The sequence below is a fragment of the Mesorhizobium sp. B3-1-9 genome (assembly GCF_006439595.1).
Classification (GTDB): domain Bacteria; phylum Pseudomonadota; class Alphaproteobacteria; order Rhizobiales; family Rhizobiaceae; genus Mesorhizobium.
In genome coordinates, this window is the sequence record NZ_VFTJ01000009.1 from 191,164 (window position 1) to 216,887 (window position 25,724).

A 25,724-nucleotide genomic window follows, 5' to 3' on the forward strand; every position below is an offset into this window, starting at 1 on the left:
CATTACTTTGCCTTCTCGAAACAACAGGAGAGCGAGATGACTATAAAGACAACGCTTGGACTTGCGTTGAGTTTGACGGTTCTATCCATCGCCGCGCCGGCCTGCGCCGCGGATCTGGTGCTCTATGACGCGCTCGACTTTGCCGGTCCGGTCGCCAAGGCCTTCCAGGCCAAGACCGGGCTGACCGTCGACATCGTCGAGCCCGGCAGCACCGGCGAAACGCTGGGCAAGATCGCAGCTGAAGGCAATAACCCGCAATTCGACATCGTCTGGCTCGACGGCTCCGCCGTGATGGAGCGCATGGCGGCCGACCACGTGCTGCAGCCGGTGCCGGCCGATGAATTCGACAAGATCGCCTGGACCGATCTCGGCAAGTCGCTGATCCCGCAGAGCCACGCCTTCCTGCCGACCGGCACCAGCACCACCGCGATCGAGGTCAACACCAAGAAGGTCAAGGCCGACAAGATGCCGAAATCCTGGGCCGACCTGCAGGGCTTCGCCGGCAGCGTCGCCGCCAAGGACCCGAACCTCTCCGGCCCGGCCTATCAGTGGCTTGCCGGCCTGTTCCAGACCAACGGCGTCGATGCCGGCAAGGAGCTGCTCGCCAAGACGCTGACCAACAAGTCGCTCTCGGGGCTCTCCAGCGGCGGCAAGGTCAACAAGGCGGTGCTGACCGGCGACGCCTCGGTCGGCATCAACCAGGACAGCGCCATCTTCTCCAAGATCGCCGCCGGCGAGCCTGTCGTCGCCGTCTATCCGAGCGAGGGTTCGGTCTCGCTGCCGCAGGGCCTCGGCATCAGCGCCAGGACGCAGCATATGGATGCCGCGCGCAAGTTCATCGAATTCGTCACCAGCGCCGATGGTCAGGCCGCGATGCAGAACGGCGACGACACCGACTTCTTCTACATTCCGATCGTCAAGGGCGTGAACCCCAAGCCCGGCCGCGAGACCAGCATCGCCTACACCCATCTCGACGACGCGACGGCCTCGGCGCACGAGACGGAGTGGAAGCAGTGGTACAAGGAAAAGTTCGTCCAGTGACCGCGCTCGCCTGGCAATGACGATGGTGCAGAAATTCGATGCCGCCGCCGCCGTCGGCGGCATCGGCTCGAGCGGGTGGGCGCGCGGACGCCTGCCCGCGCTGGCGCGCCTTGGCGGGCCACTGGCGGTCTATGCCGTCTTCGCTCTGCTGATCGGCCTGCCGCTGGCGCTCGTGCTGCTGCAGGCCGTGGTGCCTGGGCTGTTCGCGGTCGACGGCGCGCAAGGCCTCTTCAGCGCCGAGCCGCTCGCGCGCGTCTTCTCCTCACCCTATATCGCCGGCTCGATCCTGCATTCGCTGGAGCTCGGCCTGCTTGCGGCCCTGACGACGACCATGCTCGGCGGCGCCTTCGCCGTGCTGGTGCAGCGTTGCGACATCCCGCTGCGCGGCCCGCTTTCGCTGGTGCCCTGGCTGGTGTTCCTGACGCCGTCCTATCTGAAGGCGCTGGCCTGGGTGCTCTTGATGTCGTCCGGCGGCTACCTGGCGCAGCTTGGCCTTTTGCCGCCTTGGCTCGGCGCTTCCTTCTTCGGGCTGGCCGGCCTGGTCTTCGTGCACACGCTGAGCCTCTTCCCGCTCGCGGCTTTCATCATCGGCAGCGCGCTGGCGGGGCTCGGCAGCGAGCTGGAGGACGCCGCGCGCCTGTCGGGCGCCGGGCCGCTCAGGATCTGGCTGCGCGTCAACGGCCCGTTGCTGGCGCCGGCGATCGTGCTGAGCTTCATCGCCACCTTCGCCGAAGTGCTCTCCGATTTCGGCCTGGCCTCGACGATTGCCAGGATGTCGAGCTTCGGCGTGCTGACCTATGGCATCTATGCCGCGGCGAGCGACTATCCCGTCGACTTCCCTGCCGCCGGCGCGCAGGCCCTGGTGCTGCTGGCGCTGGTTCTGCTCGTCGTCGTGGCCGACAGGCTGCTGCGCCGCCGCGCCGATCCGCGGCTGATTTCCGGACGGGCCAGGCCGGCCCGGCGCTATCGGCTTGGCGCCTGGCGCTGGCTCGCTTTTGCGATGGCACTGCTGGTCGCCTTCCTCGCGCTCATATTGCCGCTCGGCGCCATCGCGGTGCGGGCGCTCACCAGCACGCTCGGCAACGGTCTGGCGCCGGACAATTTCACCCTCGCCAATCTCGGCGCGGCGCTTAGCCTGCACACGGCGGCCAATGAAGGGCTCATGCGCAGCCTCTTTTACGCCGGCTTTGCGGCGGTCATCGCCAGCACGCTGGCCTTGCTGCTTTCGGCCCAGCTCGATCGTTCGAGCCCTGTCATGCGCACTGCGGTGCTTGGCCTGTCGCTCGGCGCGGTCGCGATCCCCGGCATCGTGCTCGGCTTCGGCTACATCCTGGTCTGGAACCGGCTGCCCGGTTTCCGCGACTGGCCGTTCCCGCATTACGGCGACGGCTCGCTGCTGGTCATGGGCTATGTCGCGGCGGCGCTGCCCTATTGCCTGGTCGTCATCCTCTCGGCCGTCGGCCAATTGGCGCCGAGCCTGACCGACGCCGCGCGGATCTCCGGCGTCGGCGCGGTCCGGCGTCTCATCTCGGTGACCTTGCCGCTGATCCTGCTCAGCGTCGTCACGGCCTTCCTGCTTACCTTCATCCGCACCGTGTTCGAATTGCCGATGTCGCAGATGCTGATCCCGCAAAGCGGTCCGCCGGCGCCGACGCTCATCCTGAAATTGTTCAGCCATGACCGCGACGGGCTGGCCTGCGCCATCGCGCTCGCCGCCATGGCCGCCGCCGGCGGCGCCGCGGCATTGATCTGGTATCCGCTCAAGCGCTTCATTGCATTTGGCCGGCCGCAAGGCACTTCGGCCGCGTCGGGAGGGCCGGCATGACCGCTTCGCTCCATTGCGCCGGCATCTCGAAGTCGCTCGGCGGGCGCGCCGTGCTCAGCAACCTCGACCTCGCCATCAGGGCCGGCGAGGTGGTCTCGCTGCTCGGCCCGAGCGGTTCCGGCAAGACCACGCTGCTGCGCAGCATTGCCGGGCTGGTCGACCCCGACAGCGGCACGATCGCGCTCGGCGACCGTGTCGTCTGGAGCGAACGATCCGTCCTGCCCGCTGAAAAGCGCAGGATCGGCATGGTGTTCCAGGACTACGCGCTGTGGCCGCATATGACGGTGGCGGGCAACCTGTCGTTCGGGCTGCGCGCGCAGCGGCTCGCCGAACCGGAGATCGCCGTCCGCGTCGGCCATGCGCTGGAGGTCGCGCGGCTCGCACCCTATCGCGATCGCTACCCCTCGGAACTGTCGGGTGGACAGCAGCAGCGCGTCGCCATCGCCCGCTGCCTTGCGGCGCGGCCGGCGCTGATGCTGTTCGATGAGCCGCTCAGCAATCTCGACGCAGCGCTTCGCGAGGACATGCGCATCGAGATGATGGAGCTGGTGCGGCGCGAAGCTGCCACCGTCATCTATGTGACGCATGACCAGGCCGAAGCCATGGCCGTTTCGGATCGCATCGCGGTGATGCGCGACGGCCGCATCACCCAGTTCGACACGCCGAGGGCGATCTACGAGCAGCCGGCCGATTCCTTCGTCGCCGGCTTCATCGGCGGCTTTTCGGTGGTGCCCGGCACCGTGCGCGACGGGCTGTTCAGCGTGCGGGGCGCCGCCGCCGACAGCCTGCGCACGCCCGGGGCGAAATCAGGCGACGGCATGCTTGTGATCCGGCCGGAAGACGCACGGCCGGCCGAGGCGCATCCCGGCAACCGGCTGCAGGGCAAAGTGCTGTCGAGCGCCTTCCAGGGCCGCTGCTGGCGGCTGGCGGTGGAACTCGGCCCGCAGCGTGTCCGCCTCGACTGGCCGGAAGCGCCGCCGGTCGGCTCCTCGCTGGCGTTCTCGCTGCCGCCCGAACGCTGTATCGTTCTCGCCAACTGATGATTCCGAACTATAGGATGCCTGCATGCATGGCCTGACACCCATACTTTCCACCGTGACGGCCTCTTTCCTGGCCTCCTTCGTCGAGGTGGTCGAAGCCTTCACGATCGTGCTCGCCGTCGGCGTGACGCGCAGCTGGCGCCCGGCGCTGACCGGCGCGGCGCTGGCGCTTGCCGTGCTGGCGGCGCTGGTGCTGGCGTTCGGACCGCTGCTGGCGCTCGTTCCCATCACCGTCCTGCAATTCGTCGTCGGCGTGCTTTTGATCCTGTTCGGCATGCGCTGGCTGAGGAAGGCGATCCTGCGCAGCGTCGGCGTCATCGCGCTGCATGACGAGGAGCAGGCCTTTTCCAAGGAGACGGCCGCGCTGCAGCGGCAGGCCGATGACCGCCGCGCCGACTATCTGGCGGCCGTCGCGTCGTTCAAGGCGGTGCTGCTCGAAGGCGTCGAAGTGGTGTTCATCGTCATCGCCGTCGGCGCCGCGCATGGCCAGACGCTCTATGCCGGCCTCGGCGCGCTGGCCGCCTTCGTGCTGGTGACGCTGATCGGCCTCGCCGTGCACCGGCCTTTGGCGCGCGTGCCGGAAAACGCCCTGAAATTCGTCGTCGGGCTGATGCTCACCAGCTTCGGCGTGTTCTGGACGGGTGAAGGCCTTGGCGCCGAGTGGCCGGGCGCCGACCTCGCTCTGCTCGCCATCTTCGCCATCATTGCCGCCGCATCCTTCGCCATCGTGCGCTGGCTGCGCGGCGCCTATCCGACGCCCGCCGCAGGAGTCGCCCGATGACCATGATCCGTCTTGTCTTCAAGGAGCTCGTCGGCATGTTCGTCGACGACGGCAGCCTGGCGCTGCTGGCGCTGATCCTCATTGCACTGATCGCCGCCGCAGTGAAGTTCTTGGGGCTGCCGCCGCTCGCCGGCGGCTGGCTGCTTCTCGCCGGCTGCCTGGCAATTCTTCTGCAGAGCACGCGCCGCGCCGCGCGCGGCAGGGCGCGCTGATCGCGTAACGCTGGAGATTGGCGGAAGCTTCCCAGCTTCGTCATTCCAGGGCGGAGCAGCCGCGAAGCGGCGTCGCGGAGACCCTGGAATCCATGCCGTGCCCTCAGCCGTGGAATGCAGCGAGGCAGAATTCTGCACCGTTGTGACGCTTCAAAGTAATGGCATGGATCCTATGGTCTGCGCGCGTCGCTTCGCTCCTTGCTCCGCCAAAGGATGACGATCGCGATGGGCGCTTCAGACAATCTCAAAGCATGCCGCCTGCCAAGGCAAAGCATAGCCGCCGGCCAAATCCGCGCCGGAGACCTAATAAACGGTGAAAAGCGTCGGCAAGTCCCCGCTGAGGCGGAAATACTCGACCGCCTCGATGACCGGGAACAGCGCCAGGAAATAGAGCCCGTCGCGGAACGTGTTCCGCAGCGCGCGCGTCGAAAACAGCCATTGCGCCTCGTCGCGGTAAAGCAGCGGATTCGGCCAGAAGCGCGGCGTGCGGTCGGCATAGGCCGCGTAAACCGCACCGAACTTGCCGGCGAGGTATTCGGCCTCCTTGCGCGCGGTGAAGCGGAAGACGAGGAAGCTCGCCAGCCCGAGCATCGCGGCGGCCAGCACCGAGCCGAACATCAGGCCGATGCCGGCAGCGCCGACGGTCGAGAAGAAATAGAGCGGGTTGCGGGTCATCGAGAACGGACCGGACATGATCAGCTCGTCATTCTTCCTGCCGCCGACGAAGAGGATGCTCCACAGCCGGCCAAGGAAACAGATCAGCACCATCGCGAACCCGATCGTCTCGACGATTTCGTGCCCGTCCGACCCTTCGGCCAGCGCCGGCTTGCTGAACAGGAGCAGGATGACGGCAAGCACGGCGGCCGCCTGCACGACGATCAGGCGCTTGTGCTGGTCGAACGCCTTCGGCGCCGATTTGAGGGACGTATAGGCCATTCTTCTCACGCTCCGGCGCCGACAGGGGCGCCGAGGCTTCTAGCTGTTCCGCCGCGCGATGACGAGGCCCGGTGGAGGTTTTTGGCCGACCTTACGAATTTGTAAGCGCGCGGACAGGCCGCGGTGAATTCGCCCGTCTAGCCTGACGATCGCCGCCAAACGCGATTTCGGGCGGCGAATGGATCATCAACCTCGGGATAATGCCATGAACAAATTTGCCCTTGCTTTCGCCTTTGCCGCTACCGCGATCATCGTTCCCTTGGCTTCGGCCGTTGCCGCTCCGACGCCTTGCGAGACCGCGTTGAAGGACCTGCGCGCCGCCGAGGCCAAGGCGACACCTAACGATGCCGACAAGAACAAGGTTTCCGAACTGGAGACGAAGGGCATCGAGCGTTGCAACGCCGACGACGACAAGCGCGCCGACGACTTCTTCGCCCAGGCTATGAAGATTCTTGGCAAGTAAGCGACGGAGGAACCGGAAATGGATATCGCCATGACCGTAGCAAGCCACGCACGCGAGTCCGAATTGAACCGCGTTCCGGACGTCGCCATCGATTTCTGGCTGATCAAGATCATGGCGGTGACCATGGGCGAGACAGCGGCCGACTACCTGGCCGTCAATCTCGGCCTCGGCCTTACCGCGACATCCTTGATCATGAGCGGCATCCTGGCCGTCGCGCTTGTCCTGCAGTTCGCGCGGAAGCGCTACGTGCCCTGGGCCTATTGGCTCGCGGTCGTGCTGATCAGCGTCGTCGGTACCCTAGTCACCGACAACCTCGTCGACAATTTCGGCGTGCGGCTGGAGACGACGACGATCGTCTTCTCGGCCGCCCTCGCACTGACTTTCGCGGCCTGGTACGCCAGCGAAAAGACGCTCTCGATCCACACCATCTTCACCACCAGGCGCGAGATCTTCTACTGGCTGGCGATCCTGTTCACCTTCTCGCTCGGCACGGCCGCCGGTGATCTGGTGGCCGAGCGTTTCGAGATGGGTTATCTCACCACCGGCGTGATCTTCGGCGGTGTCATCGCGGCGATCGCGCTCGCCTGGTTCTTCCTCGGCCTGAACTCTATCCTCGCCTTCTGGCTCGCCTATATCCTGACCCGGCCGTTCGGTGCCTCCTTCGGCGACCTGCTATCGCAACCGGTCGAGTATGGCGGCATGGGCTTCGGCACCACCGCCACCAGCCTGACCTTTCTCGGCTGCATCGTGGTCATCGTTCTCTATATGACCCTGAGGAACCTGATCGACGAAGACGAACAGGCGCTCCTCGACTAAAACGCTTCTCGCAAAAATGTGTTGCGGCCTTCGCTCCGGCAGCGCTTAAAAACAGATGGTTAGAGCAATTCCAGCAACGGGTGGCGCGGGATTTCCGTCAGGAACCGCGTCAAACGAACAGATAGACCGGCCAAGAAAAAGCCGCAGCCGGCGCTACCATGCCGGTGAGGTTGAGGCGGCAAGGACAGCACGGGGCGATGCGACTTCTGCTTGTTGAAGACGATCCGAGAACCGCCGACTACATCGTCAGGGGACTGACCGAGGCCGGCCATGTCTGCGACTTGCTGCGCGACGGCCATGACGGCCTCTTCGCCGCGACCCGCAACGCCTATGACGTGATCGTCGCCGACCGCATGGTTCCCGGCCTCGACGGCCTGTCGATGATCAAGGCGGTTCGCGCCGCCGGTATCCGCACGCCGGCCATTTTCTTGACCTCCATCGGCGGCGTCGACGACCGCGTCGAGGGCCTCGAAGCGGGTGGCGACGACTATCTGGTCAAGCCCTTCGCCTTTTCCGAGCTGCTTGCCCGCATCCATGCGCTCGGCCGCCGGCCGGCGGCGCAGGAGCAGAAGACGGCTTTGCGCGTCGCCGACCTCGAAATGGACCTGATCCTGCGCCGCGTGACCAGGCAGGGCCAGCCGATCGACCTGCAGCCGCGCGAGTTCAGCCTGCTCGAGGTGCTGATGCGCGGCGAGGGCCGCGTCATCACCCGCACCATGCTTCTGGAGCGAGTCTGGGATTTTCATTTCGACCCCAAGACCAGCGTCGTCGAAACGCATATCAGCCGGCTGCGGGCCAAGGTCGACAGGCCTTTCGACGTGCCGCTGATCCACACCGTGCGCAACACCGGCTACAGCCTGCATGTCCCGGCCTGATCTCGCGGCCGCATGTGCGGGGCGACCCACCGCGATCGCATGAGCGAGACACGCTCCAGCCTGCTGCGCAGCACGCCGTTCAGGCTGGCGCTGACCTTCGCCTTTCTGTTCCTGCTGGCCTTCATCCTGTCCGGCGCGATCGTATATCAATTGATGAGCGCCTCGCTCGCCAGGCAGCTCGATCAATCGATCAAGGAGACCTATTCGCTGATCGCCGCGACCTATGCCGAGAGCGACGAAGAGGATCTCGTCTCCACGGTCAGGGACCATGCCCAGTTCAGCCAGGACAAGGACGAGATCTTTTCCCTCACCGACAAGGACGGCAACCGCCTTGCCGGGGATTTCACCGCCGCCGCGCTGCCGGACGGCTTTTCCATGTTCGCCGCCAATTTGCCGGGTGTGCCGCCCGACACCGAATATCGCGCCTATTCGGGCGTGGTCGGCGACAACAATTTGACGGTCGCCTTCTCGCTTTCGGAAACCGAGGATCTGGAAAGGATCGTGCTGATGAGCTTCGGCTGGGCCACGCTCTTCATCACCGTCCTGGCGATCGTCGGCGGCGCCGTGCTTGCCTCGCGCGTCCAGCGGCGCCTCGACGGCATCGCCAGCACCATGGTCGACGTCTCGCATGGTCGTCTCGATGCGCGCATTCCGCTGATCGGCAGCGGCGACGACATCGACGCCGTCTCGGCCCAGGTGAATGCGGCGCTCGAGCGCCTGTCGGCGCTGGTCGACGGCATGCGCGAAGTGAGCGCCAACATCGCCCATGACCTCAAGACGCCGCTCAACCGGCTGCAGATGATCCTGGAATCGGCCGCCGACAAGACGGTGTCGGGCGAGGACGTCTCGACCGAGCTGACCGACGCCCGCGCTGAGAGCCAGCAGATAAACAGCACCTTCGACGCTTTGCTTCGCATCGCCCAAATCGAAGCCGGCGCCCGCAAGGCTCGCTTCGTCGACCTTGATGTCGGCCCGGTCGTCGAGACCATCGGCGAGGTCTATGCCGACGTCGCCGAGGATGACGGCAAGTCCTTGTCCACAGGGATTATTCCGGGTACGAAATGGTATATTCACGGTGACCGCGACCTGCTGATGCAGATGCTCGCCAATCTGGTCGAGAACGCGCTCAGGCATTGCCCACCGGGCACCGCGATCGAGCTCTCGGTGACCAGGGAAGGCAGCCACGTCCTCGTCCATGTCCGCGACAATGGTCCGGGCATCCCCGCCGAAGAGCGCGAAAAGGTGTTCCGCCGGCTCTACCGGCTGGATGCGAGCCGCACGACGCCGGGCAGCGGCCTGGGCTTGAGCCTGGTCAAGGCGGTGGCCGACCTGCATGGGGCGGCAATAACGCTCGAGGACCGCAACCCGGGTCTCGGCGTGACAATCAGCCTTCCGGCCGTGCGAGTTCCAGATGCCTGAGGCAGGCGGAGCCCGCGTCCGGCCGCCTTACGCATTTGTATAGCCCCCGCCAGCCGCACGAAAACTCCGGTCTCTAGGCTTGTGCCGTTCCCGCCGGATCGGGAGCGCGGCCCGACGAGGTTCGGGCCAGCAACCTCACAGAAGAAAGGAAAGAAGATGAAAAAATCCGTCATCGCAGTCGCAGCGATCGTGGCTCTCGCCTCCGCGACCGGGGCCTATGCCAAGGCAGCCAGCGGCACCATCGCCAGCGTCGACAAGAAGGGCGATTCCTTCACGCTGAGCGACGGCAAGACCTTTGCCCTGCCCGAAGACATCGAGGTTGAGACCCTGAAGGTCGGCGAAAAGGTCACCGTCACCTATTCCGCCAAGGCCGGCAAGCTCATGGTTTCGGCCGTCCAACCGGCCAACTGAACCGACAATCACGACACGCCGGCAGGGTTCTCCCTGCCGGCGACGCCATTCGGCGATACTACCGCGCGGCGCCCGCCCGGCGGAAATCGGAAGGCGACATGCCGGCAAGCTTGCGGAAGGATTTGTTGAAGGCGCTGAGCGAGCCGAAGCCCGATTCCATGGCGACCCTCAGCACATTGGCGTCCTCATGCATCAACAGCGCCTGCGCGTAGCTCAGGCGCAGCAGATTGACATATTCGTTGAGCGTCATGCCGGTCGATTTCTTGAACAGGCTCATGGCGTATTTGGGATGGATGTCGGCGGCAGCCGCAATGGTCACGCAGTCGATGTCGTAGAGGAAATTCTCGGCGATGTAATCGCACATGCGCCCGACATTGCGCGAGGATTGCTGGTCGAAGGGATTGCCTGCGCCTTGCCCGGCGGCCGCTCCTGGCACCAGGCGGTAGGGCTCGAAGCGCACCCGCTCGAGCCTCAAGAGCAGCTCGTTGACGGCGTGCTCGGCCCTGGCCGGATCGCCCGAGCGCGCATATTCGTTCCAGCGCTTGAAATTGTCGTTGTCCGACTGGTCGGTGGCGTTGGTCACCAGGGTCGCGCCGGTCATTAGCCGATGGCGTATGTTGGCCGGCAGATGCAGGCGGAAGAAATGCACCAGCGGCAGATGCGCGCCGGCATAGACGGCGTCGTCGGAGAGGTCGTCCATCTGGTGCGGCAGGCCGCCCCAGAACAGGCACATCTCGCCGGCCGACAGCGCAATCTCGTGCTCGGCCATGCGGTAATGCACGCTGCCTTGAACGATGAAATTCACCTCGACCTGGGCGTGCCAGTGCGGCTTCAGCATCACCAACGGGTGGTTGTGGAACATCTGCAAAACAAGCGGCAGTCCTTCGACGCTGCTCGCGCCAGGCTGGTAGAATGGACGCCCCGGCATCTTACTTTCCGCCAACTTCTTATTCCCTTCGACGGGGACAAGCCTTCCGCGCCGCATAGTCTAGCCACGCTCACAGTGAGAGAGCAAATGAAATGGGAGGATTTCAATGCGCACTACACTGACCTGCGCCGCGCTTATGCTTGCCCTGGGCTCCGGCCCGGCCCTGGCGCAGTCCGGCGAGATCACCATCTGGAGCTGGAACATCGCCGCCTCGTCGTTGAAGGCGACGGTCGAGGGCTTCAACAAGAAATACCCCGACATCAAGGTCACGGTTCAGGACCTCGGCAACCAGCCCACCTATGACAAATCGATCGCCGGCTGCGCCGCCGGCGGCGTCGGCCTGCCCGATATCGTCTCGATCGAGAACGGCGAGGCGGAGAATTACTGGAGCCAGTTCCCGGACTGCTTCGTCGACCTGCACACGCTGGGCTACAGCGCCGAGGACCAGAAGAAATTCCCCGACTTCAAGCGCACCGAGCTCGAAGTCGGCGACAAGGCCTACGCGATGCCTTGGGATTCCGGCCCGGTGGCCGTCTTCTACCGCCGCGACTTCTACGAGAAGGGGGGCGTCGACCCGGCCTCGATCAAGACCTGGGACGATTTCATCGCCGCCGGCAAGAAGATCCAGGCCGCCAATCCGGGCGTGTCGATGACCAATGCCGATTTCAACGGCGACACCGAATTCTTCCGCATGATCTCCAACGAGCAGGGCTGCGGTTACTTTGCCGAGGACGGCCAGTCGATCACCGTGGCCGAGCCGAAATGCGTCGACGCCCTGACCAAGGTCAAGGAGATGAAGGACGCCGGCATCGTGTCGTCGGCCGACTGGTCCACCAAGATCACCAACAACACCGCCGGCACCGTCGCCAGCCAGGTCTATGGCGGCTGGTATGAAGGCACGATCCGCACCGAATCGCCGAAGGAGAGCGGCAAATGGGGCGTCTATCTGATGCCGAGCCTGACCGCCGACGGCCCGCGCGCCGCCAATCTTGGCGGCTCGTCGCTGGCCATCACCTCGGCCTCCAAGAACAAGGAGGCGGCTTACGCCTACCTGAAATATACGCTGGAGACCAATGAGGGCCAGATCACCATGCTGAAGGATTTCGGCCTGGTGCCCTCGCTGATCTCGGCGCTCGACGACCCTTATGTCGCGCAAGGGCAGCCCTATTGGGGCGACCAGGCGGTCTGGAAGGATATCCTGGCGACGCTGCCCAAGGTGGTGCCGAGCCGCGGCACGCAGTTCCAGAGCGACGCCGAGATCATCATGCGCGCCGTGCAGACCAAATATCTGGCCAGCGGCTACCCCGACGCCAAGGCCGCGCTCGACGACGCCGCCAAGCAGATCGCCGCTGCGACTGGTTTGCCGGTGAGGTAGGCGATTAGCCCCTTCTCCCCTTGTGGGAGAAGGTGGATTGGCGCGCAGCGCCAAGACAGGGTGCTTCAGCGGAGTGAGACGTCGGCTTTCCCTGGAACACCCCTCATCCGGCCGCTGCGCGGCCACCTTCTCCCACAAGGGGAGAAGGAAAAGACAAGAGAAAGGAGGAAGACGATGCGCACGCAGAACGCCACCGCGTACCGCTTCCTCACGCCTTACCTTTTGATCTTCGCCATCTTCTGGATCTGGCCGATCATCTCGTCCTTCCTGATCTCTTTCCAGGCGACGCGCACCGTGCCGTGGCGCTTCGCGCCGGCCTTCAACTGGGGCCGCCTGATCGGCGACCCCGCCTTCTACAATGCGCTGAAGAACACGCTGCTGATCCTGGTCATCCAGGTGCCGGTGATGATTGCGCTGGCGATCGTCATGGCGGTGCTGCTGAACTCGCCGCTGCTCAAGGCGCGCGGCCTCTACCGCTTCGCCTTCTTCGCCCCGGTGGTGGTCGGCGAGGTCGCCTATTCGGCCGTCTTCCGGCTGATGTTCAGCCTCGATTTCGGCATCGTCAACAAGCTCTTGAACAGCGTCGGCCTGCCCAAGATCGACTGGTTCTCCAACGTCACGCCGGCCATGGCGCTGATTATGATCGCCGTGACCTGGCGCTGGGCCGGCTACAACGCCATCATCATCCTGGCCGGCCTGCAGTCTATCCCCGAGGACGTCTACGAGGCGGCGACACTCGACCGCGTCAGCAGGCTGAAGCAATTCTTCTACATCACCTTGCCATTGCTGAAGCCGGTCATCGTCTTTTGCGCCGTGCTGTCGATCATCGGCACCATGCAGCTCTTCACCGAGCCGTTCCTGATCACCGAGCGCGGCGGCCCTGGCGGCGGCACCGAGACGCTCGGCCTGCTGCTCTATCGCCAGGGCTTCCGCTCGCTCAATTTCGGCTACGCTTCCGCCGTCGCCTACACCATAGCCGGACTCGCCATCGCCATCACCCTGGTGCAGCTCTGGCTGATGAGGGAGCCGAAATGACCTCGCGCTCGCAGGCAAGGCTCGGGCGCGTCATTGCGCTGCATCTTTTCCTGACGCCGCTGGCGCTGGTCTGGCTGTTTCCGCTGTGGATGATGGTGGTGTTCTCCACCATGCCCGACAACGGCATCTTCAGCCCCGGCATCGAGCTTCTGCCGCACGACAATTTCCTCGACAATGTCGCCAACCTGCAGCGCGACACCAATTTCATCGGCGCCATCGGCATCTCGGTCTCGGTCGCGGTGACCTACACGATCCTTTCGGTGCTGCTCACCTCGATGGCCGGCTGGGCGCTGGCGCGCTACGAATTCCACGGCAAGGGCGCGGTGGTGGCGATCATCTTCGGCACCATCACGCTGCCCTACGCGGTGGTGCTCATCCCGCAATTCATCATGGTGGCGCGCGACTTCGCTCTGGCCAACACCTGGATCGCGCTGATCGTGCCGCCGCTGTTCAATTCGCTGGGCGTCCTCTTCATGCGCCAGGCCTTTTCGATGATGCCGGCCGAACTGTTCGACGCTGCGCGTGTCGAAGGCGTCAAGGAATGGCGCATCTTCCTGTTCGTGGCGATGCCGCTGGCCCGCCCGATGCTGGCGGCCTTGGCCATCATCCTCTTCCTCGCCTCGTGGAACAATTATCTGTGGCCGCTGCTGATCAACAGCCAGCCGGGCGCGATGACGGCGCCGGTGGCGCTCGGCACGCTGATCGGCCTGACCAAGGTCTCGTGGGGCGGCATCATGGCCGGCGCCGTGATGCTGACAGTGCCGATGCTCATCGTCTTCGTGCTGTTGCAGCGCCATTTCATCGCCGGCATCGCCGCCGGCGCGGTCAAGTAGGAAGGAGCGCAATGGCGGCCGTCACCCTCACCAATGTCGTCAAACGCTTCGGCGTCTTCGAAGTCGTCCACGGCGCCAACATCGACATCGCCGACGGCGAGTTCGTCGTCTTCGTCGGCCCCTCCGGCTGCGGCAAGTCCACGCTGCTGAGGATGATCGCCGGGCTGGAGGACATCAGCGGCGGCGACATCACCATCGGCGGCAAGGTGATCAACGATGTCGAGCCGGCCGAGCGCGGCATCGCCATGGTCTTCCAGTCTTATGCGCTCTACCCGCATATGACGGTCGAGCAGAACCTCTCCTTCGGCCTCAGGATGAACGGCAACCCGAAGGCCGACACCAATCGCCGGGTTAGCCGAGCGGCGGAAATCCTGCGCATCGACGAACTGATGCAACGCCGGCCGAAGCAACTCTCCGGCGGCCAGCGCCAGCGCGTCGCCATCGGCCGCGCCATCGTGCGCGAGCCGCAGGTTTTTCTCTTCGACGAGCCGCTCTCCAATCTCGACGCTGAACTAAGAGTCCAGATGCGCGTCGAGATCTCGCGCCTGCACAAGGAGCTCGGCGTCACCATGATCTATGTGACGCACGACCAGACCGAGGCGATGACGCTGGCCGACCGTATCGTCGTGCTGAAGGCCGGCAATGTCGAGCAGATCGGCGCGCCGCTCGACCTCTACGACGACCCGGCCAACCGTTTCGTAGCCGGCTTCATCGGCTCGCCGAAGATGAATTTCCTCAGCGCCAAGGTCGTGGAGATCTCCAACAGCGCGGCAATCGTCGAACTCGTCCATCATGGCGGCGCGCGGTTGCGCAAACCGCTCGCCGAAGCTTTTCCCGCCCTTGATGCCGAAATCGTGCTCGGCGTCAGGCCGGAGCATTTCTTCGAGGCGGGCGAGGGCGATTGCGACATCCCGGTCAAGGCCGACGTCGCCGAGCATCTCGGCTCGGTGAGCTATGTCTACGCCAATGCCGGACCCGAGGAGCTGATCGTCGAGCGCGAGGCCTCGCGCCAGCGCGCCAGCGGCGACCATTTCACGGTCTCGATCAAGGCGGAACGGGCGCTGCTCTTCGACAAGAAGGGCGCAAGGATCCGCTGACCCGCAAGTTTTCTTTGCCGGCATGCCAGGCGTGGCGGCGACCCATGGAGTATTTGATATGACATCTTCATCCAAGAAAATCCGCTGGGGCATCCTCGGGCCCGGCAGCATCGCCAAATCCTTTGCCGGCGGCGTGGCGCAGTCGCGCACCGGCACGCTCGAGGCGCTCGGCGCCCGCAATCCGGGCAAAGCGGGGCTTGCCGAGACCTTTCCGGGCGCGCGCATCCTCGACGGCTATGAGGCGCTGCTTGCCGACAAGGACGTCGACGCCGTCTACATTTCGATCCCGCATCCCGGCCATGCCGAATGGGCGATCAAGGCTGCCGAGGCCGGCAAGCATGTCTTATGCGAAAAGCCGCTGGCCCTGACCGCCTTCGAAGCCGACGCCATGATGCATGCGGCGCGCAAGGCCGGCACCTTCCTCGGCGAAGCCTTCATGTACCGGCTGCATCCGCAGACGCTGCAGCTGGTCGAGCTGATCAAGTCGGGCGCCGTCGGCGATGTGCGCATGATCAAGTCGAGCTTCGGCTTCGCCATGCCGGGCTTCATGCCGGAGCACCGGCTTTACGCCAACGAGCTCGCCGGCGGCGGCATCCTCGATGTCGGCGGCTATCCTGTATCGATGGCGCGGCTGATCGCGGGCGCTGCGATCGGCCAGCCTTTCGCCGAGCCCGACAAGGTTGTGGGCGCCGCCCATCTCGGCCAGTCCGGCGTCGACGAATGGGCCTCGGCGCTGCTGCACTTCCCCGGCGGCATCGTCGCTGAAGTGTCCTGCAGCATCTCGCTCGACCAGGACAATGTGCTGCGCATCCTCGGCACCAAAGGCCGCATCGAGGTGCCCGATTTCTGGTTCGCCGGTGGCAACCGCGATGTCGGACCGGGCCGGATCGAGGTGATCCGGTCCGGGACCGCACGCGAGGTGATCAGCCTCGGCGAGACCCGCCACCTCTATTCCTTCGAGGTCGATGCCGCCGGCGAGGCGATCCTCGCCGGACGGCAGGAATTCGCCTGGCCCGGCATGTCCTGGGCCGACAGCCTCGGCACGCTGCGCGTCCTCGACAGATGGCGCGCCGCTGTCGGGCTCGAATACGAGATCGAGAAGCCGGCTAAGCGTGTCAACACCATCTCCGGCCGGCGGCTAAGGACCAACGGCGCCGCCATCGGCAAGCGTGACATTCCCGGCCTGTCGATGCCCGTCTCGCGGCTGGCACTGGGTTTCGAGGATTTCCGCAGCTTCTCCTCCGGCTCGATCCTGCTCGACGCCTATTTCGAGGCCGGCGGCAATCTGTTCGATACGGGCTTTGTCTATGGCGCCGGCTACACCGAGACGCTGCTTGGCCAATGGCTCGCCAATCGCGGCGTGCGTGCGCGATCGGTGATCATCGCCAAGGGCGCGCATTCGCCGCTCTGCTATCCCGACGTCATCGGCAAGCAGCTGGCACAGTCGCTCGACCGGCTGCAGACCGACCATGTCGACATCTATTTCATGCATCGCGACAATCCGGACGTGCCGGTCGGCGAATTCGTCGATGCGATGGACGCGGAGGCCAAGGCCGGCCGCATCCGCGGCCTGTTCGGCGGCTCCAACTGGACGATGGAGCGCATGGACGCGGCGATTGCCTACGCCGAAAAGAACGGCAGGCAGAAGCCCGGCGCGCTGTCCAACAATTTCTCGCTGGCCGAGATGCTGGAGCCGATCTGGGCCGGCTGCGTCACCTCGTCGACCGACGCCTGGAAAGCCTGGCTGGCGGCGCGGCAGATGCCGAACTTCGCCTGGTCGAGCCAGGGCCGCGGCTTCTTCACCGACCGCGCCGGCCGCGACAAGCATGACAGCGAGGAGCTGGTGCGGGTCTGGTATTCGGAAAAGAATTTCGGCCGCCGCGACCGCGCCATCGAACTGGCCCGAAAGCTCGGCAAGAGCCCGATCCATGTCGCGCTGGCTTACGTGCTGGCGCAGCCCTTCCCCTCGGTGCCGCTGATCGGCCCGCGCACCCTGGACGAGTTGGAGGACAGCCTCAAGGCGCTGGATATCAAGCTGACGCCGGAGGATGTGGCCTGGCTGGACGAAGGGCCGGAAAGGCGGCGGGCTTAGGGGATAGACCACGAGCGAGATGACGGGCGTCGCGTCCCTTCGCCCCCCTCTCTGCCCTGCCGGGCATCTCCCCCTCAAGGGGGGAGATCAGATGTCACGCCGGCTTTCGCCAATCACCAATGTTGCAGAAAAGGTGCCAGCGTCGAAGCTGCCAATCTCCCCCCTTGAGGGCCTTGAGGGGGGAGATGTCCGGCAGGACAGAGAGGGGGGCCTCGCGCCGGCGCCTCCTTCGTCATTCTAGGGCGGAGCAAGGAGCGAAGCGACGCGCGCAGACCCTAGAATCCATGCCGTGACGGTTGAGCGCCGCCACGGTCCAGAACGCTCACCAGCCGATGCCGCGAAACAGCTCGAACCATTCCGGATTGGTCTTCTCGATCAATTCGACCTTCCATTGGCGCGGCCAGTGCTTCAATGATGTCTCACGCTGGATGGCGTCGGTGACGTCGAAATGCTCTTCGTACCAGACGAGGCGCTGCACGCCGTAACGGCTGGTGAAGCCGGAGCCTTGGCCGGTCTTGTGCTCGGGCATCCGACGAGCAAGATCATTGGTGACGCCGATATAGATCGTGCCGCCTTTCTGGCTCGCGGTCATGTAGACGTAGCCTGTCACGTGGCGATCTTACCTGGCGCTACTACCAACGGCTATTCTGGGCCGCTGCATTCTATGGCTAATGTCACGGCATGGATTCTAGGGTCTGCGCGCGTCGCTTCGCTCCTTGCTCCGCCCTAGAATGACGAAGGAGGCGTCGGCGCTCTACGGGAGGCGAACCCCCTCTGGCCTGCCGGCCATCTCCCCCGCAAGGGGGAAGATCGGCAGCTTCGCCGCCCCGCGAACATCTGAGGCGTTGCTACCGATCCACCCGCGTCGACAGGATGATCGACGACGAGGTCCGCTCCACCCCGTCCATCGCGCCGATCCGGTCGAGCAGCGCGTCGAGATCCCGGATCGACGGCGCGTCGACGATGACGATCATGTCGAAATTGCCGCTCACCGAATGCACCGTGCGGACCGGCGCCATCGCTTCCAGGCTGCGCACCACCTTGTCGGCGAGCTTCGGCGTCACGGTGAGCAGCACATGCGCCTTGACCAGCCCTTGCTCATAATCGGGCGACAGCCTCACCCCATAGCCGGTGATGATGCCGCGCTGCTCCAGCCGCTCGATGCGGCTCTGCACTGTGGTACGCGACACGCCGAGCTGGCGCGCGAGCTCGGCGGTCGAGGCGCGAGCATTGGCGCGCAACAAGGTAAGCAGGGCTTGTTCGGCTTCACTGATCAATCGACGAAACCTTTCGGCATATCGCTTGAAGTTCGGCGCCATATTGCCAGATTCCACGCTTCCTTTCGACAGGCAAGCTGCGAAGATTCCCGCCAAATCGAAATCAGCATTGGCAGGGGAATTGATCATGAAGAACATCGTTGTCGTCGGCGCCGGCAAGATCGGCTCGACCATCGCCGAAATGCTGAACGCCACGGGCGACTACCACGTCACGCTGGTCGACCGCTCGGCCGCCCAGCTTGCCGCCGCCGAACTGCCGGCCGGCGTCGCGACGCAGGAGCTCGATATCGCCACTTCGGGCGAACTCGAAAAAGTGCTTGCCGGCAAATTCGCCGTACTGAGCGCCGCACCCTTCCACCTCACCACCCGCATCGCCGAGGCGGCCGCCGCCGCCGGCGTGCACTATCTCGACCTGACCGAGGATGTCGTCTCGACCCGCCGCGTCAAGGAGCTAGCGCGCGACGCCAAAAGCACCTTCATCCCGCAATGCGGCCTGGCGCCGGGCTTCATCTCGATCGTCGCCAACGATCTCGCCAGCCGCTTCGACACGCTGGAAAGCGTTCGCATGCGCGTCGGCGCGCTGCCGCAATATCCGTCCAACGCGCTGAACTACAACCTCACCTGGAGCACCGACGGCGTCATCAACGAATATTGCGAGCCCTGCGAGGCGATCGTCGAGGGCGAGCTGATCGAAGTGCCGCCGCTGGAGGAGCGCGAGGAATTCTCGCTCGACGGCGTCACCTATGAGGCCTTCAACACCTCCGGCGGTCTGGGCACGCTCGCCGAGACGCTGAAGGGCAAGGTGCGCACGCTGAACTACCGCACCATCCGCTATCCCGGCCACGCCGCGATCATGAAGGCGCTGCTCAACGATCTGGGGCTGCGCCACCGCCGCGACGTGCTGAAGGACATCTTTGAAAGCGCGCTGCCTTCGACGCTGCAGGACGTGGTCATCGTCTTCGTCACCGTCTCGGGCCGCCGCAACGGCCGGCTGCTGCAGGAGACCTACGCCAACAAGATCTATTCCAAGCGTGTCGGCAATCTGGTGCGCAGCGCCATCCAAATCACCACCGCTTCCGGCATCTGCGCCGTGCTCGATATGCTGGCCGACGGCTCGCTGCCGGCGAAGGGTTTCGTGCGCCAGGAAGACATCGCCCTCGACGCCTTCCTCGCCAACCGCTTCGGCCGCGCCTACGCCCAGCACGAGATGGCGAGCAAGCTGGCGGGTTGAGCGGCGCCTTTCCTCTCCCCCGTCGATCGGGGGAGAGGTGTCGAGCGAAGCTCGACGGAGTGGGGGTCGACCGGCGCCGGGCGGTTGCTATTTCAAGCCGGATGCCTGGCCCTGGTTGAGGCCCGGGTGGTGATGTGTAGTTGTCAGCGGCAGCGCATCTGAGCAGCGCCTTCCCCCACTCCGTCGCCGCTTCGCGGCGCCACCTCTCCCCCCTCCGGAGGGAGAGGAAAGGAGCTTGGCAGACTAAGTTCGCGCCTTTCCTCTCCCCCGTCGATCGGGGGAGAGGTGTCGAGCGTAGCTCGACGGAGTGGGGGTCGACCGGCGCCGGACTCAAACATGCAGCGCGTGGCCGAGCGCCTTCAGCGCCGCTTCCTGGAAACCTTCGCCCTGCGTCGGATGCGCATGGATCGTGCCGGCGATATCTTCCAGCCGCGCGCCCATCTCGAGCGCGAGACCAAAGGCTGCAGCCAGTTCCGACACGCCTTGCCCGACCGCCTGGATGCCCAGCACCAGGTGGTTGTCCGCGCGCGCTACGACCCGCACAAAACCGTCCTCGCCCTGCTTGGTCATCGCCCGGCCGTTGGCGGCGAAGGGGAACTGGCCGATCTTGATCTCGCCGGCAAGCGCCTTCGCCTCTTCCGGTGACAGGCCGGCGGTGACCAGCTCCGGATCGGTGAAGCAGATCGCGGGAATGGCGCGCTTGTCCCAGCTTCTTTTGTGGCCGGCGACGATCTCGGCCACCATCTCGCCCTGCGCCATGGCGCGATGCGCCAGCATCGGCTCGCCGGTGACGTCGCCGATCGCAAAAATGCCGCGCATCGAGGTGCGGCACTGGTCGTCGATGCGGATGAATTTTCCCGCCTTGTCGAGGTCGATCTGCTCCAGGCCCCAGCCCTCGGTCAGCGGCTTGCGCCCGACCGTCACCAGGATGCTGTCGGCGGTGAGTTTGGCATTCTTGCCGTCTGATGTCTCGACCAGCAGCGCGTCGCCCTTGGTCGACAATCCGTTCGCCTTTGCTCCTGTAATCATCTCGACGCCGAGCTCGCCGAGCCGCTTCAGCACCGGCCGGGTCAACTCGGCATCATATTGCGCCAGCACGCGCGGCAAGGCCTCGACCACGGTGACCTTGGCGCCCATCTTGGCGAAAGCCATGCCGAGCTCGAGCCCGATATAGCCGCCGCCGACGACCGCGAGCTTCTTCGGCACGTCGCTCAGCGCCAGCGCCTCGGTGGACGAGATCACCGGGCCGCCGAAAGGCAGGAACGGCAATTCGACCGGCGCCGAGCCGGTGGCTATCACCACGGTCTCGGCGCGGATCACCTGCGTGCCCGTCTCGGTCTCGACCTCGACCGTCTTGCCGTCGCGGAACGTCGCCCAGCCTTGCACGGTCTTGACCTTGGCCTTCTTGAGCAATCCGGCAACACCGCTATTCAGCCGGCTAACGATCCCGTCCTTCCAGGCGACGGTTTTTGCGAGTTCCAGCGTCGGCGCGGCGACCTTGATGCCCAGCGGATCCTTGCCGCCGGCCATATGCGCGACCTTCTCGAACTCTTCCGCCGCATGGATCAGCGCCTTGGACGGGATGCAGCCGACATTGAGGCAGGTGCCGCCCGGCTTGCCTGCCTCGACGATGACCGTGTCGACGCCGAGCTGTCCGGCGCGGATGGCGCAGACATAGCCGCCCGGACCGGCGCCGATGACGAGCAGCTTGCAGGAGATTTCTTTCATGATGGCACCTTATGTTGCGGCCTGGAGAACATAGGTCGCGATCCTTCGCGCCCCCCTCTGTCCTGCCGGACATCTCCCCCACAAGGGGGGAGATCAGCAGCTTCGGAGCGCCGCCCATTCCTGCTGCGTCGGAGATAGGCGAAAGCCGCGGTGACATCTGATCTCTCCCCTTGTGGGGGAGATGCCTGGCAAGGCAGAGGGGGGCGCTGTCCCGCCGGCATCTCGATCGTTCCGCCCCCTCAATCCACGAAGATCAGCGCCGGCGTCTCGAGCAGCGCCTTGATCCGCTGTACGAACACCGCGGCATCCCAGCCGTCGATGATGCGGTGGTCGAAGCTGGACGACAGGTTCATCATCTTGCGCGGAATGAACTGCGTGCCGTCCCATACCGGCCGCACCATGATCTTGTTGACGCCGATGATCGCCACTTCCGGATAGTTGATGACCGGCGTGGTCGCGACGCCACCCATGGCGCCGAGCGAGGTGATGGTGATGGTCGAGCCGGACAGTTCCTCGCGCGTCGCTGTGCCGGACTTCGCCGCGTCGGCCAGCCGGTTGACCTCGACAGCGCAGTCCCACAGATTGCGCGCCTCGGCATGCTTGACCACCGGCACCACCAGCCCGTTGGGCGTCTGGGCGGCGATTCCGATATGGATGCCTTCGTGCTGGTGGATGATGCCGGCATCGTCGTCGAACAGCGCGTTGAGATTGGGCTGCTCGGCGATCGCCTTGACCATCGCCCGCATCAGGAAAGGCAGCAGCGTCAGCTTGGGCCTTTCGGTCCCCTTGGCCCCGCGCTTCTCCTTGTTCAGCGTCGCGCGCAATTCTTCCAAGGCCGTGACGTCGATCTCCTCGACATAGGTGATGTGCGGGATGCGCGACTTCGCCAGCGACATCCTTTCGGCGATCTTGCGCCGCAGGCCGACGACCCTGATATCCTCGACGCCGTCCTTCCGGTCAAGCCCGGTCGCGCGGGCCAGTTGCGGGCCGCGCGCGACGAACGCATCGATGTCCTCATGGCTGATGCGCCCCGCCGGACCACTGCCCGCGACCTGCCGCAGATCGATGCCGGCCTCCTTGGCGCGCAGCCGGACGGCCGGCGAGGCCAAGGGCTTTTCGCCTTCCGCGCGCGGCGCGGCTGAAACGGAGGCAGGGCGCGTGGCCTTCGGCGCGGGGGCGGTCGTCTTCGGCGCCTCTGTCGGCTTTGATGCCGCCTTCGGCGCGGCCGGCGCCGGTTTTGCCTCGGCCGGCTCAGCCGGCGCTTTCTCCTCGGATGCAGGCGCAGCGTCGGCCTTCACATTGCCTTCGCCGGCCACCTTCAGCCGCACGATCGGCGAGCCGATCGCCACCGTGTCGCCGATCTCGGCGCCGAGCCAAAGGATTTCGCCATCGACCGGCGACGGAATCTCGACGGTCGCCTTGTCGGTCATGACGGCGGCGAGGACCGTGTCCTCGCGCACGAGGTCGCCGACCTTGACATGCCATTCGACGAGCTCGGCCTCGGCGACGCCTTCGCCGACATCGGGCAGCTTGATGATATGTTCGCCCAACCAGGCCTCCCCGCTCTAAGCTTCCAATGTTTCGATAAGCGCGCGCCCGACCCGCGCCGGGCCGGGGAAATAGTCCCATTCCTGCGCATGCGGATAGGGCGTGTCCCAGCCGGCGACCCGCGCCACCGGCGCTTCCAGATGATAGAAGCAGTTTTCCTGCACCAGCGAGACCAGCTCGGCGCCGAAACCGGAGGTGAGCGTCGCCTCGTGCACGACGACGCAGCGGCCGGTCTTCTTCACCGAGGCGACAATCGTGTCGAGGTCGAGCGGCAAAAGCGTTCTCAGATCGATCACCTCGGCGTCGATGCCGGTTTCCTCGGCCGCCGCCTGCGCGACATAGACCATGGTGCCGTAGGCAAGCACGGTGACCGCGGCTCCTTGCCTGCGGATCGCCGCCTTGCCGAGCGGGATCGTGTAATGGCCGTCGGCGACTTCGCCCAGCTCGTGTTTCGACCAGGGCGTCACCGGCCGGTCGTGGTGACCGTCGAACGGGCCATTGTAGAGCCGCTTCGGCTCAAGGAAGATCACCGGATCCGGATCCTCTATCGCCGCGATCAGCAGACCCTTGGCGTCGTGCGGATTGGACGGCACCACCGTCTTCAGGCCGGAGACATGGGTGAACAGCGCTTCCGGGCTCTGGCTGTGCGTCTGGCCGCCAAAAATGCCGCCGCCGGTCGGCATGCGCACCACGATCGGGCAGGTGAAATCGCCGTTCGAGCGGTAGCGCAGCCGCGCCGCTTCCTGCGTCAGCTGGTCGTAGGCCGGATACATGTAGTCGGCAAACTGGATCTCGACACAGGGCTTCAAGCCGTAGGCGGCCATGCCGATGGCCGAGCCGACGATGCCGGATTCGTTGATCGGCGCGTCGAAGCAGCGGCTGCGGCCATATTTCGCCTGCAGGCCCTGCGTGGCGCGGAACACACCGCCGAAGAAGCCGACATCCTCGCCATAGACGATGACTTTGTTGTCGCGCCCCATCGAGACGTCGAGCGCGTCGCGGATCGCCTCGATCATGGTCTTCCTGGGCATGATCAGACCCCCGCCTGCTGGCGCTGGCGCCTCAGATGCGGCGGCATCTCTTCGTAGAGCCCTTCGAACATGTCGCGGGTCGATGGTTTGCCGCCGGCATGCAGCGTGCCGTGGCCCTCGGCCTCCTTCTGCGCGGCGATCACCGTTTCGAGGATCTCGGCTTCGGCCTGGGTGTGACGATCCTCCGACCAGACGCCCTTGTGGATAAGATGGTTCTTCAGCCGGATGACCGGATCGCCGAGCGGCCAGGCATCCGATTCCGCCTTCGGCCGGTAGGCCGACGGATCGTCCGACGTCGAATGCGCGCCGGTACGGTAGGTGACATATTCGACCAGCGTCGGCCCGAGATTGGCGCGCGCCCGCTCCGCCGCCCATTTCGCCACGGCGTGCACCGCAAGATAGTCATTGCCGTCGACGCGCAACGCCGGAATGCCGAAGCCAAGGCCGCGCGCCGCAAAAGTGCCGGAGCCGCCGCGCGCGATGCCCTGGAAGGTCGAGATCGCCCACTGGTTGTTGACGACGTTGAGGATGACCGGCGCCTTGTAGGTCGAAGCGAAGACCAGCGCGGAATGGAAATCGGACTCGGCCGTAGAGCCATCGCCGATCCAGGCGGCGGCGATGCGCGAATCGTTGGAGATCGCCGAGGCCATCGCCCAGCCGACCGCCTGGATATACTGCGTCGCCAGATTGCCGGAGATCGAGAAGAAGCCGTGCTCCTTCGACGAATACATGATCGGCAGCTGCCGGCCCTTCAGCGGATCGGCCTCGTTGGAATAGATCTGGTTCATCATGGTGACCATCGGATAGCCGTCGGCGATCAGAAGGCCGGCTTGCCGATAGGTTGGGAAGTTCATGTCGCCTGGCGCCAGCGCCTTGCGGAAAGCGCAGCTCACTGCCTCTTCGCCCAGATGCTGCATGTAGAAGGAGGTCTTGCCCTGGCGCTGCGCCATCTGCATGCGCGCGTCGAAGGTCCTGAGCGTCATCATATGGCGCAGGCCTTCGAGCAGTTCCTCGTCGCTGAGCAGCCCGGCCCACGGCCCGACCGCCTCGCCGGCGCGGTTGAGCACGCGGATGATGGAGAAAGCCATGTCGCGGATGGTGCGCGGATCGACGTCGATCTCCGGACGCGGCACCGAGCCCGCCTTGGGAATGGTCACATTCGAGAAATCCGGCGTGCCGCCGGGCCGCACCTCTGGCTCGGGCACATGGAAGCGCAACATTCCAGCATCGGCCATGAGCTCACATCCTCCAATGTTGCCGGTGCGATCTTTGCACATCCGCGCCGCCGCACCAGTGCCAATTCGCCGGGTCTGGGCATGGCCTTCCCCTTCGGCCGTCGGCTCGTGGAACCGATGCGGCACGCAAGCGCCAAGATGCAGATATGGCGGCGAAATTTCTTGTCGATGTTTTTGCGCTGCGCGCAATTTGGCGGAAGTTTGCGGGGCGATTGCTGTCAGAAAAAGTAAGCGGGATATGCGCGGCGGCCGTAGCAGCTAATCTCCCCCCTTGTGGGGGAGATGCCCGGCAGGGCAGAGGGGGGCGTGACAGAACGCCAACTCTCCGTAGTCATTCGTCGTCATAAGGCAACGGAGGGCGCGCAAACCCGGCTTCCGAAAGTCGACATTCGGTCAAGGCCAAGGATCAAACATCAAGACGCCGGCGGGACAGCGCCCCCCTCTGGCCTGCCGGCCATCTCCCCCACAAGGGGGGAGATCACGCTCTCTGCCCGC

General features: G+C 65.2%; 24 protein-coding genes. 16 read left to right on the forward strand and 8 right to left on the reverse strand.

The window, feature by feature from the left end:
- Positions 1 to 36: 36 nt before the first annotated feature.
- Genes FJW07_RS18550 through FJW07_RS18570 form a run of 5 tightly spaced genes read left to right on the forward strand, consistent with a single transcriptional unit; the run spans position 37 to position 4,899 of the window.
- On the forward strand, positions 37 to 1,041 hold the full coding sequence (locus FJW07_RS18550; RefSeq protein ID WP_140647225.1) for an extracellular solute-binding protein: 1,005 nt from the start codon (positions 37 to 39) through the stop codon (positions 1,039 to 1,041).
- A gap of 22 nt (positions 1,042 to 1,063) precedes the next feature.
- Positions 1,064 to 2,866, forward strand: a complete 1,803-nt coding sequence (locus FJW07_RS18555; protein ID WP_181182673.1) for an iron ABC transporter permease — start codon at positions 1,064 to 1,066, stop codon at positions 2,864 to 2,866.
- Positions 2,863 to 3,906, forward strand: coding sequence for an ABC transporter ATP-binding protein (locus FJW07_RS18560; RefSeq protein ID WP_181182674.1), 1,044 nt, complete (start codon positions 2,863 to 2,865; stop codon positions 3,904 to 3,906). The genes FJW07_RS18555 and FJW07_RS18560 overlap by 4 nt, the downstream gene beginning before the upstream one ends.
- A gap of 25 nt (positions 3,907 to 3,931) precedes the next feature.
- The gene (locus tag FJW07_RS18565) at positions 3,932 to 4,687 is read left to right on the forward strand and encodes a COG4280 domain-containing protein (protein ID WP_140858069.1); all 756 of its coding nucleotides are present in this window, start codon (positions 3,932 to 3,934) and stop codon (positions 4,685 to 4,687) included.
- Complete coding sequence (locus FJW07_RS18570; protein ID WP_140858071.1) at positions 4,684 to 4,899, forward strand: hypothetical protein; 216 nt, start codon at positions 4,684 to 4,686, stop codon at positions 4,897 to 4,899. Before FJW07_RS18565 ends, FJW07_RS18570 begins: the two co-directional genes overlap by 4 nt.
- A gap of 303 nt (positions 4,900 to 5,202) precedes the next feature.
- Here FJW07_RS18570 and FJW07_RS18575 read toward each other — a convergent pair whose 3' ends face one another.
- Positions 5,203 to 5,835: an isoprenylcysteine carboxylmethyltransferase family protein gene (locus FJW07_RS18575; protein ID WP_140858073.1), complete on the reverse strand. Its 633-nt coding sequence runs from the start codon at positions 5,833 to 5,835 to the stop codon at positions 5,203 to 5,205.
- Between the two features lie 205 nt (positions 5,836 to 6,040).
- Here FJW07_RS18575 and FJW07_RS18580 point away from each other — a divergent pair, with 205 nt between their 5' ends.
- The 5 genes from FJW07_RS18580 to FJW07_RS18600 all read left to right on the forward strand — a co-directional run bounded on the left by FJW07_RS18580 (position 6,041) and on the right by FJW07_RS18600 (position 9,819).
- A complete protein-coding gene (locus tag FJW07_RS18580; RefSeq protein ID WP_140707344.1) occupies positions 6,041 to 6,298 on the forward strand; it encodes a hypothetical protein in 258 nt (85 codons plus the stop codon).
- 30 nt (positions 6,299 to 6,328) lie between these two features.
- Positions 6,329 to 7,114, forward strand: a complete 786-nt coding sequence (locus tag FJW07_RS18585) for a hypothetical protein (RefSeq protein ID WP_140858075.1) — start codon at positions 6,329 to 6,331, stop codon at positions 7,112 to 7,114.
- A 197-nt stretch (positions 7,115 to 7,311) separates the two neighbouring features.
- Entirely contained in the window at positions 7,312 to 7,989 is a 678-nt protein-coding gene (locus FJW07_RS18590) for a winged helix-turn-helix domain-containing protein (protein WP_042645381.1), read from the forward strand.
- 39 nt (positions 7,990 to 8,028) lie between these two features.
- Positions 8,029 to 9,408, forward strand: a complete 1,380-nt coding sequence (locus FJW07_RS18595; protein WP_140858076.1) for an ATP-binding protein — start codon at positions 8,029 to 8,031, stop codon at positions 9,406 to 9,408.
- Positions 9,409 to 9,564: 156 nt separating this feature from the next.
- Complete coding sequence (locus tag FJW07_RS18600; RefSeq protein WP_140858078.1) at positions 9,565 to 9,819, forward strand: DUF1344 domain-containing protein; 255 nt, start codon at positions 9,565 to 9,567, stop codon at positions 9,817 to 9,819.
- Between the two features lie 58 nt (positions 9,820 to 9,877).
- On the opposite strand, the gene FJW07_RS18605 is transcribed toward FJW07_RS18600, so the two are convergent.
- The gene (locus tag FJW07_RS18605) at positions 9,878 to 10,747 is read right to left on the reverse strand and encodes a helix-turn-helix domain-containing protein (RefSeq protein WP_140858081.1); all 870 of its coding nucleotides are present in this window, start codon (positions 10,745 to 10,747) and stop codon (positions 9,878 to 9,880) included.
- A gap of 106 nt (positions 10,748 to 10,853) precedes the next feature.
- Here FJW07_RS18605 and FJW07_RS18610 point away from each other — a divergent pair, with 106 nt between their 5' ends.
- The 5 genes from FJW07_RS18610 to FJW07_RS18630 all read left to right on the forward strand — a co-directional run bounded on the left by FJW07_RS18610 (position 10,854) and on the right by FJW07_RS18630 (position 17,179).
- A complete protein-coding gene (locus FJW07_RS18610; protein ID WP_140858083.1) occupies positions 10,854 to 12,122 on the forward strand; it encodes an ABC transporter substrate-binding protein in 1,269 nt (422 codons plus the stop codon).
- Positions 12,123 to 12,296: 174 nt separating this feature from the next.
- Positions 12,297 to 13,157: a sugar ABC transporter permease gene (locus tag FJW07_RS18615; protein WP_140858085.1), complete on the forward strand. Its 861-nt coding sequence runs from the start codon at positions 12,297 to 12,299 to the stop codon at positions 13,155 to 13,157.
- Positions 13,154 to 13,990, forward strand: coding sequence for a carbohydrate ABC transporter permease (locus tag FJW07_RS18620; protein ID WP_140858087.1), 837 nt, complete (start codon positions 13,154 to 13,156; stop codon positions 13,988 to 13,990). The genes FJW07_RS18615 and FJW07_RS18620 overlap by 4 nt, the downstream gene beginning before the upstream one ends.
- A gap of 11 nt (positions 13,991 to 14,001) precedes the next feature.
- Entirely contained in the window at positions 14,002 to 15,087 is a 1,086-nt protein-coding gene (gene ugpC / locus FJW07_RS18625) for a sn-glycerol-3-phosphate ABC transporter ATP-binding protein UgpC (protein WP_140858089.1), read from the forward strand.
- 58 nt (positions 15,088 to 15,145) lie between these two features.
- Positions 15,146 to 17,179 carry an aldo/keto reductase gene (locus FJW07_RS18630; RefSeq protein WP_140858098.1) on the forward strand — a complete coding sequence of 678 codons (2,034 nt, stop codon included), beginning with the start codon at positions 15,146 to 15,148 and terminating at the stop codon, positions 17,177 to 17,179.
- 322 nt (positions 17,180 to 17,501) lie between these two features.
- On the opposite strand, the gene FJW07_RS18640 is transcribed toward FJW07_RS18630, so the two are convergent.
- Positions 17,502 to 17,789: a GIY-YIG nuclease family protein gene (locus tag FJW07_RS18640; RefSeq protein WP_140858100.1), complete on the reverse strand. Its 288-nt coding sequence runs from the start codon at positions 17,787 to 17,789 to the stop codon at positions 17,502 to 17,504.
- A gap of 238 nt (positions 17,790 to 18,027) precedes the next feature.
- Complete coding sequence (locus FJW07_RS18645; RefSeq protein WP_140858102.1) at positions 18,028 to 18,456, reverse strand: Lrp/AsnC family transcriptional regulator; 429 nt, start codon at positions 18,454 to 18,456, stop codon at positions 18,028 to 18,030.
- A gap of 127 nt (positions 18,457 to 18,583) precedes the next feature.
- On the opposite strand from FJW07_RS18645, the gene FJW07_RS18650 reads away from it, so the two are divergent.
- Positions 18,584 to 19,687, forward strand: coding sequence for a saccharopine dehydrogenase family protein (locus FJW07_RS18650; RefSeq protein WP_140858104.1), 1,104 nt, complete (start codon positions 18,584 to 18,586; stop codon positions 19,685 to 19,687).
- A gap of 330 nt (positions 19,688 to 20,017) precedes the next feature.
- On the opposite strand, the gene lpdA is transcribed toward FJW07_RS18650, so the two are convergent.
- The 4 genes from lpdA to FJW07_RS18675 all read right to left on the reverse strand — a co-directional run bounded on the left by lpdA (position 20,018) and on the right by FJW07_RS18675 (position 25,229).
- Positions 20,018 to 21,415, reverse strand: a complete 1,398-nt coding sequence (gene lpdA, locus FJW07_RS18660; protein WP_140858106.1) for a dihydrolipoyl dehydrogenase — start codon at positions 21,413 to 21,415, stop codon at positions 20,018 to 20,020.
- 239 nt (positions 21,416 to 21,654) lie between these two features.
- Positions 21,655 to 22,965 (reverse strand): dihydrolipoamide acetyltransferase family protein, encoded by a 1,311-nt coding sequence (locus FJW07_RS18665; protein ID WP_140858107.1) that lies wholly within the window; start codon positions 22,963 to 22,965, stop codon positions 21,655 to 21,657.
- 15 nt (positions 22,966 to 22,980) lie between these two features.
- Positions 22,981 to 23,994 (reverse strand): alpha-ketoacid dehydrogenase subunit beta, encoded by a 1,014-nt coding sequence (locus FJW07_RS18670; protein WP_140858109.1) that lies wholly within the window; start codon positions 23,992 to 23,994, stop codon positions 22,981 to 22,983.
- Positions 23,995 to 23,996: 2 nt separating this feature from the next.
- Positions 23,997 to 25,229: a 3-methyl-2-oxobutanoate dehydrogenase (2-methylpropanoyl-transferring) subunit alpha gene (locus tag FJW07_RS18675; RefSeq protein WP_140858111.1), complete on the reverse strand. Its 1,233-nt coding sequence runs from the start codon at positions 25,227 to 25,229 to the stop codon at positions 23,997 to 23,999.
- Positions 25,230 to 25,724: the final 495 nt, after the last annotated feature.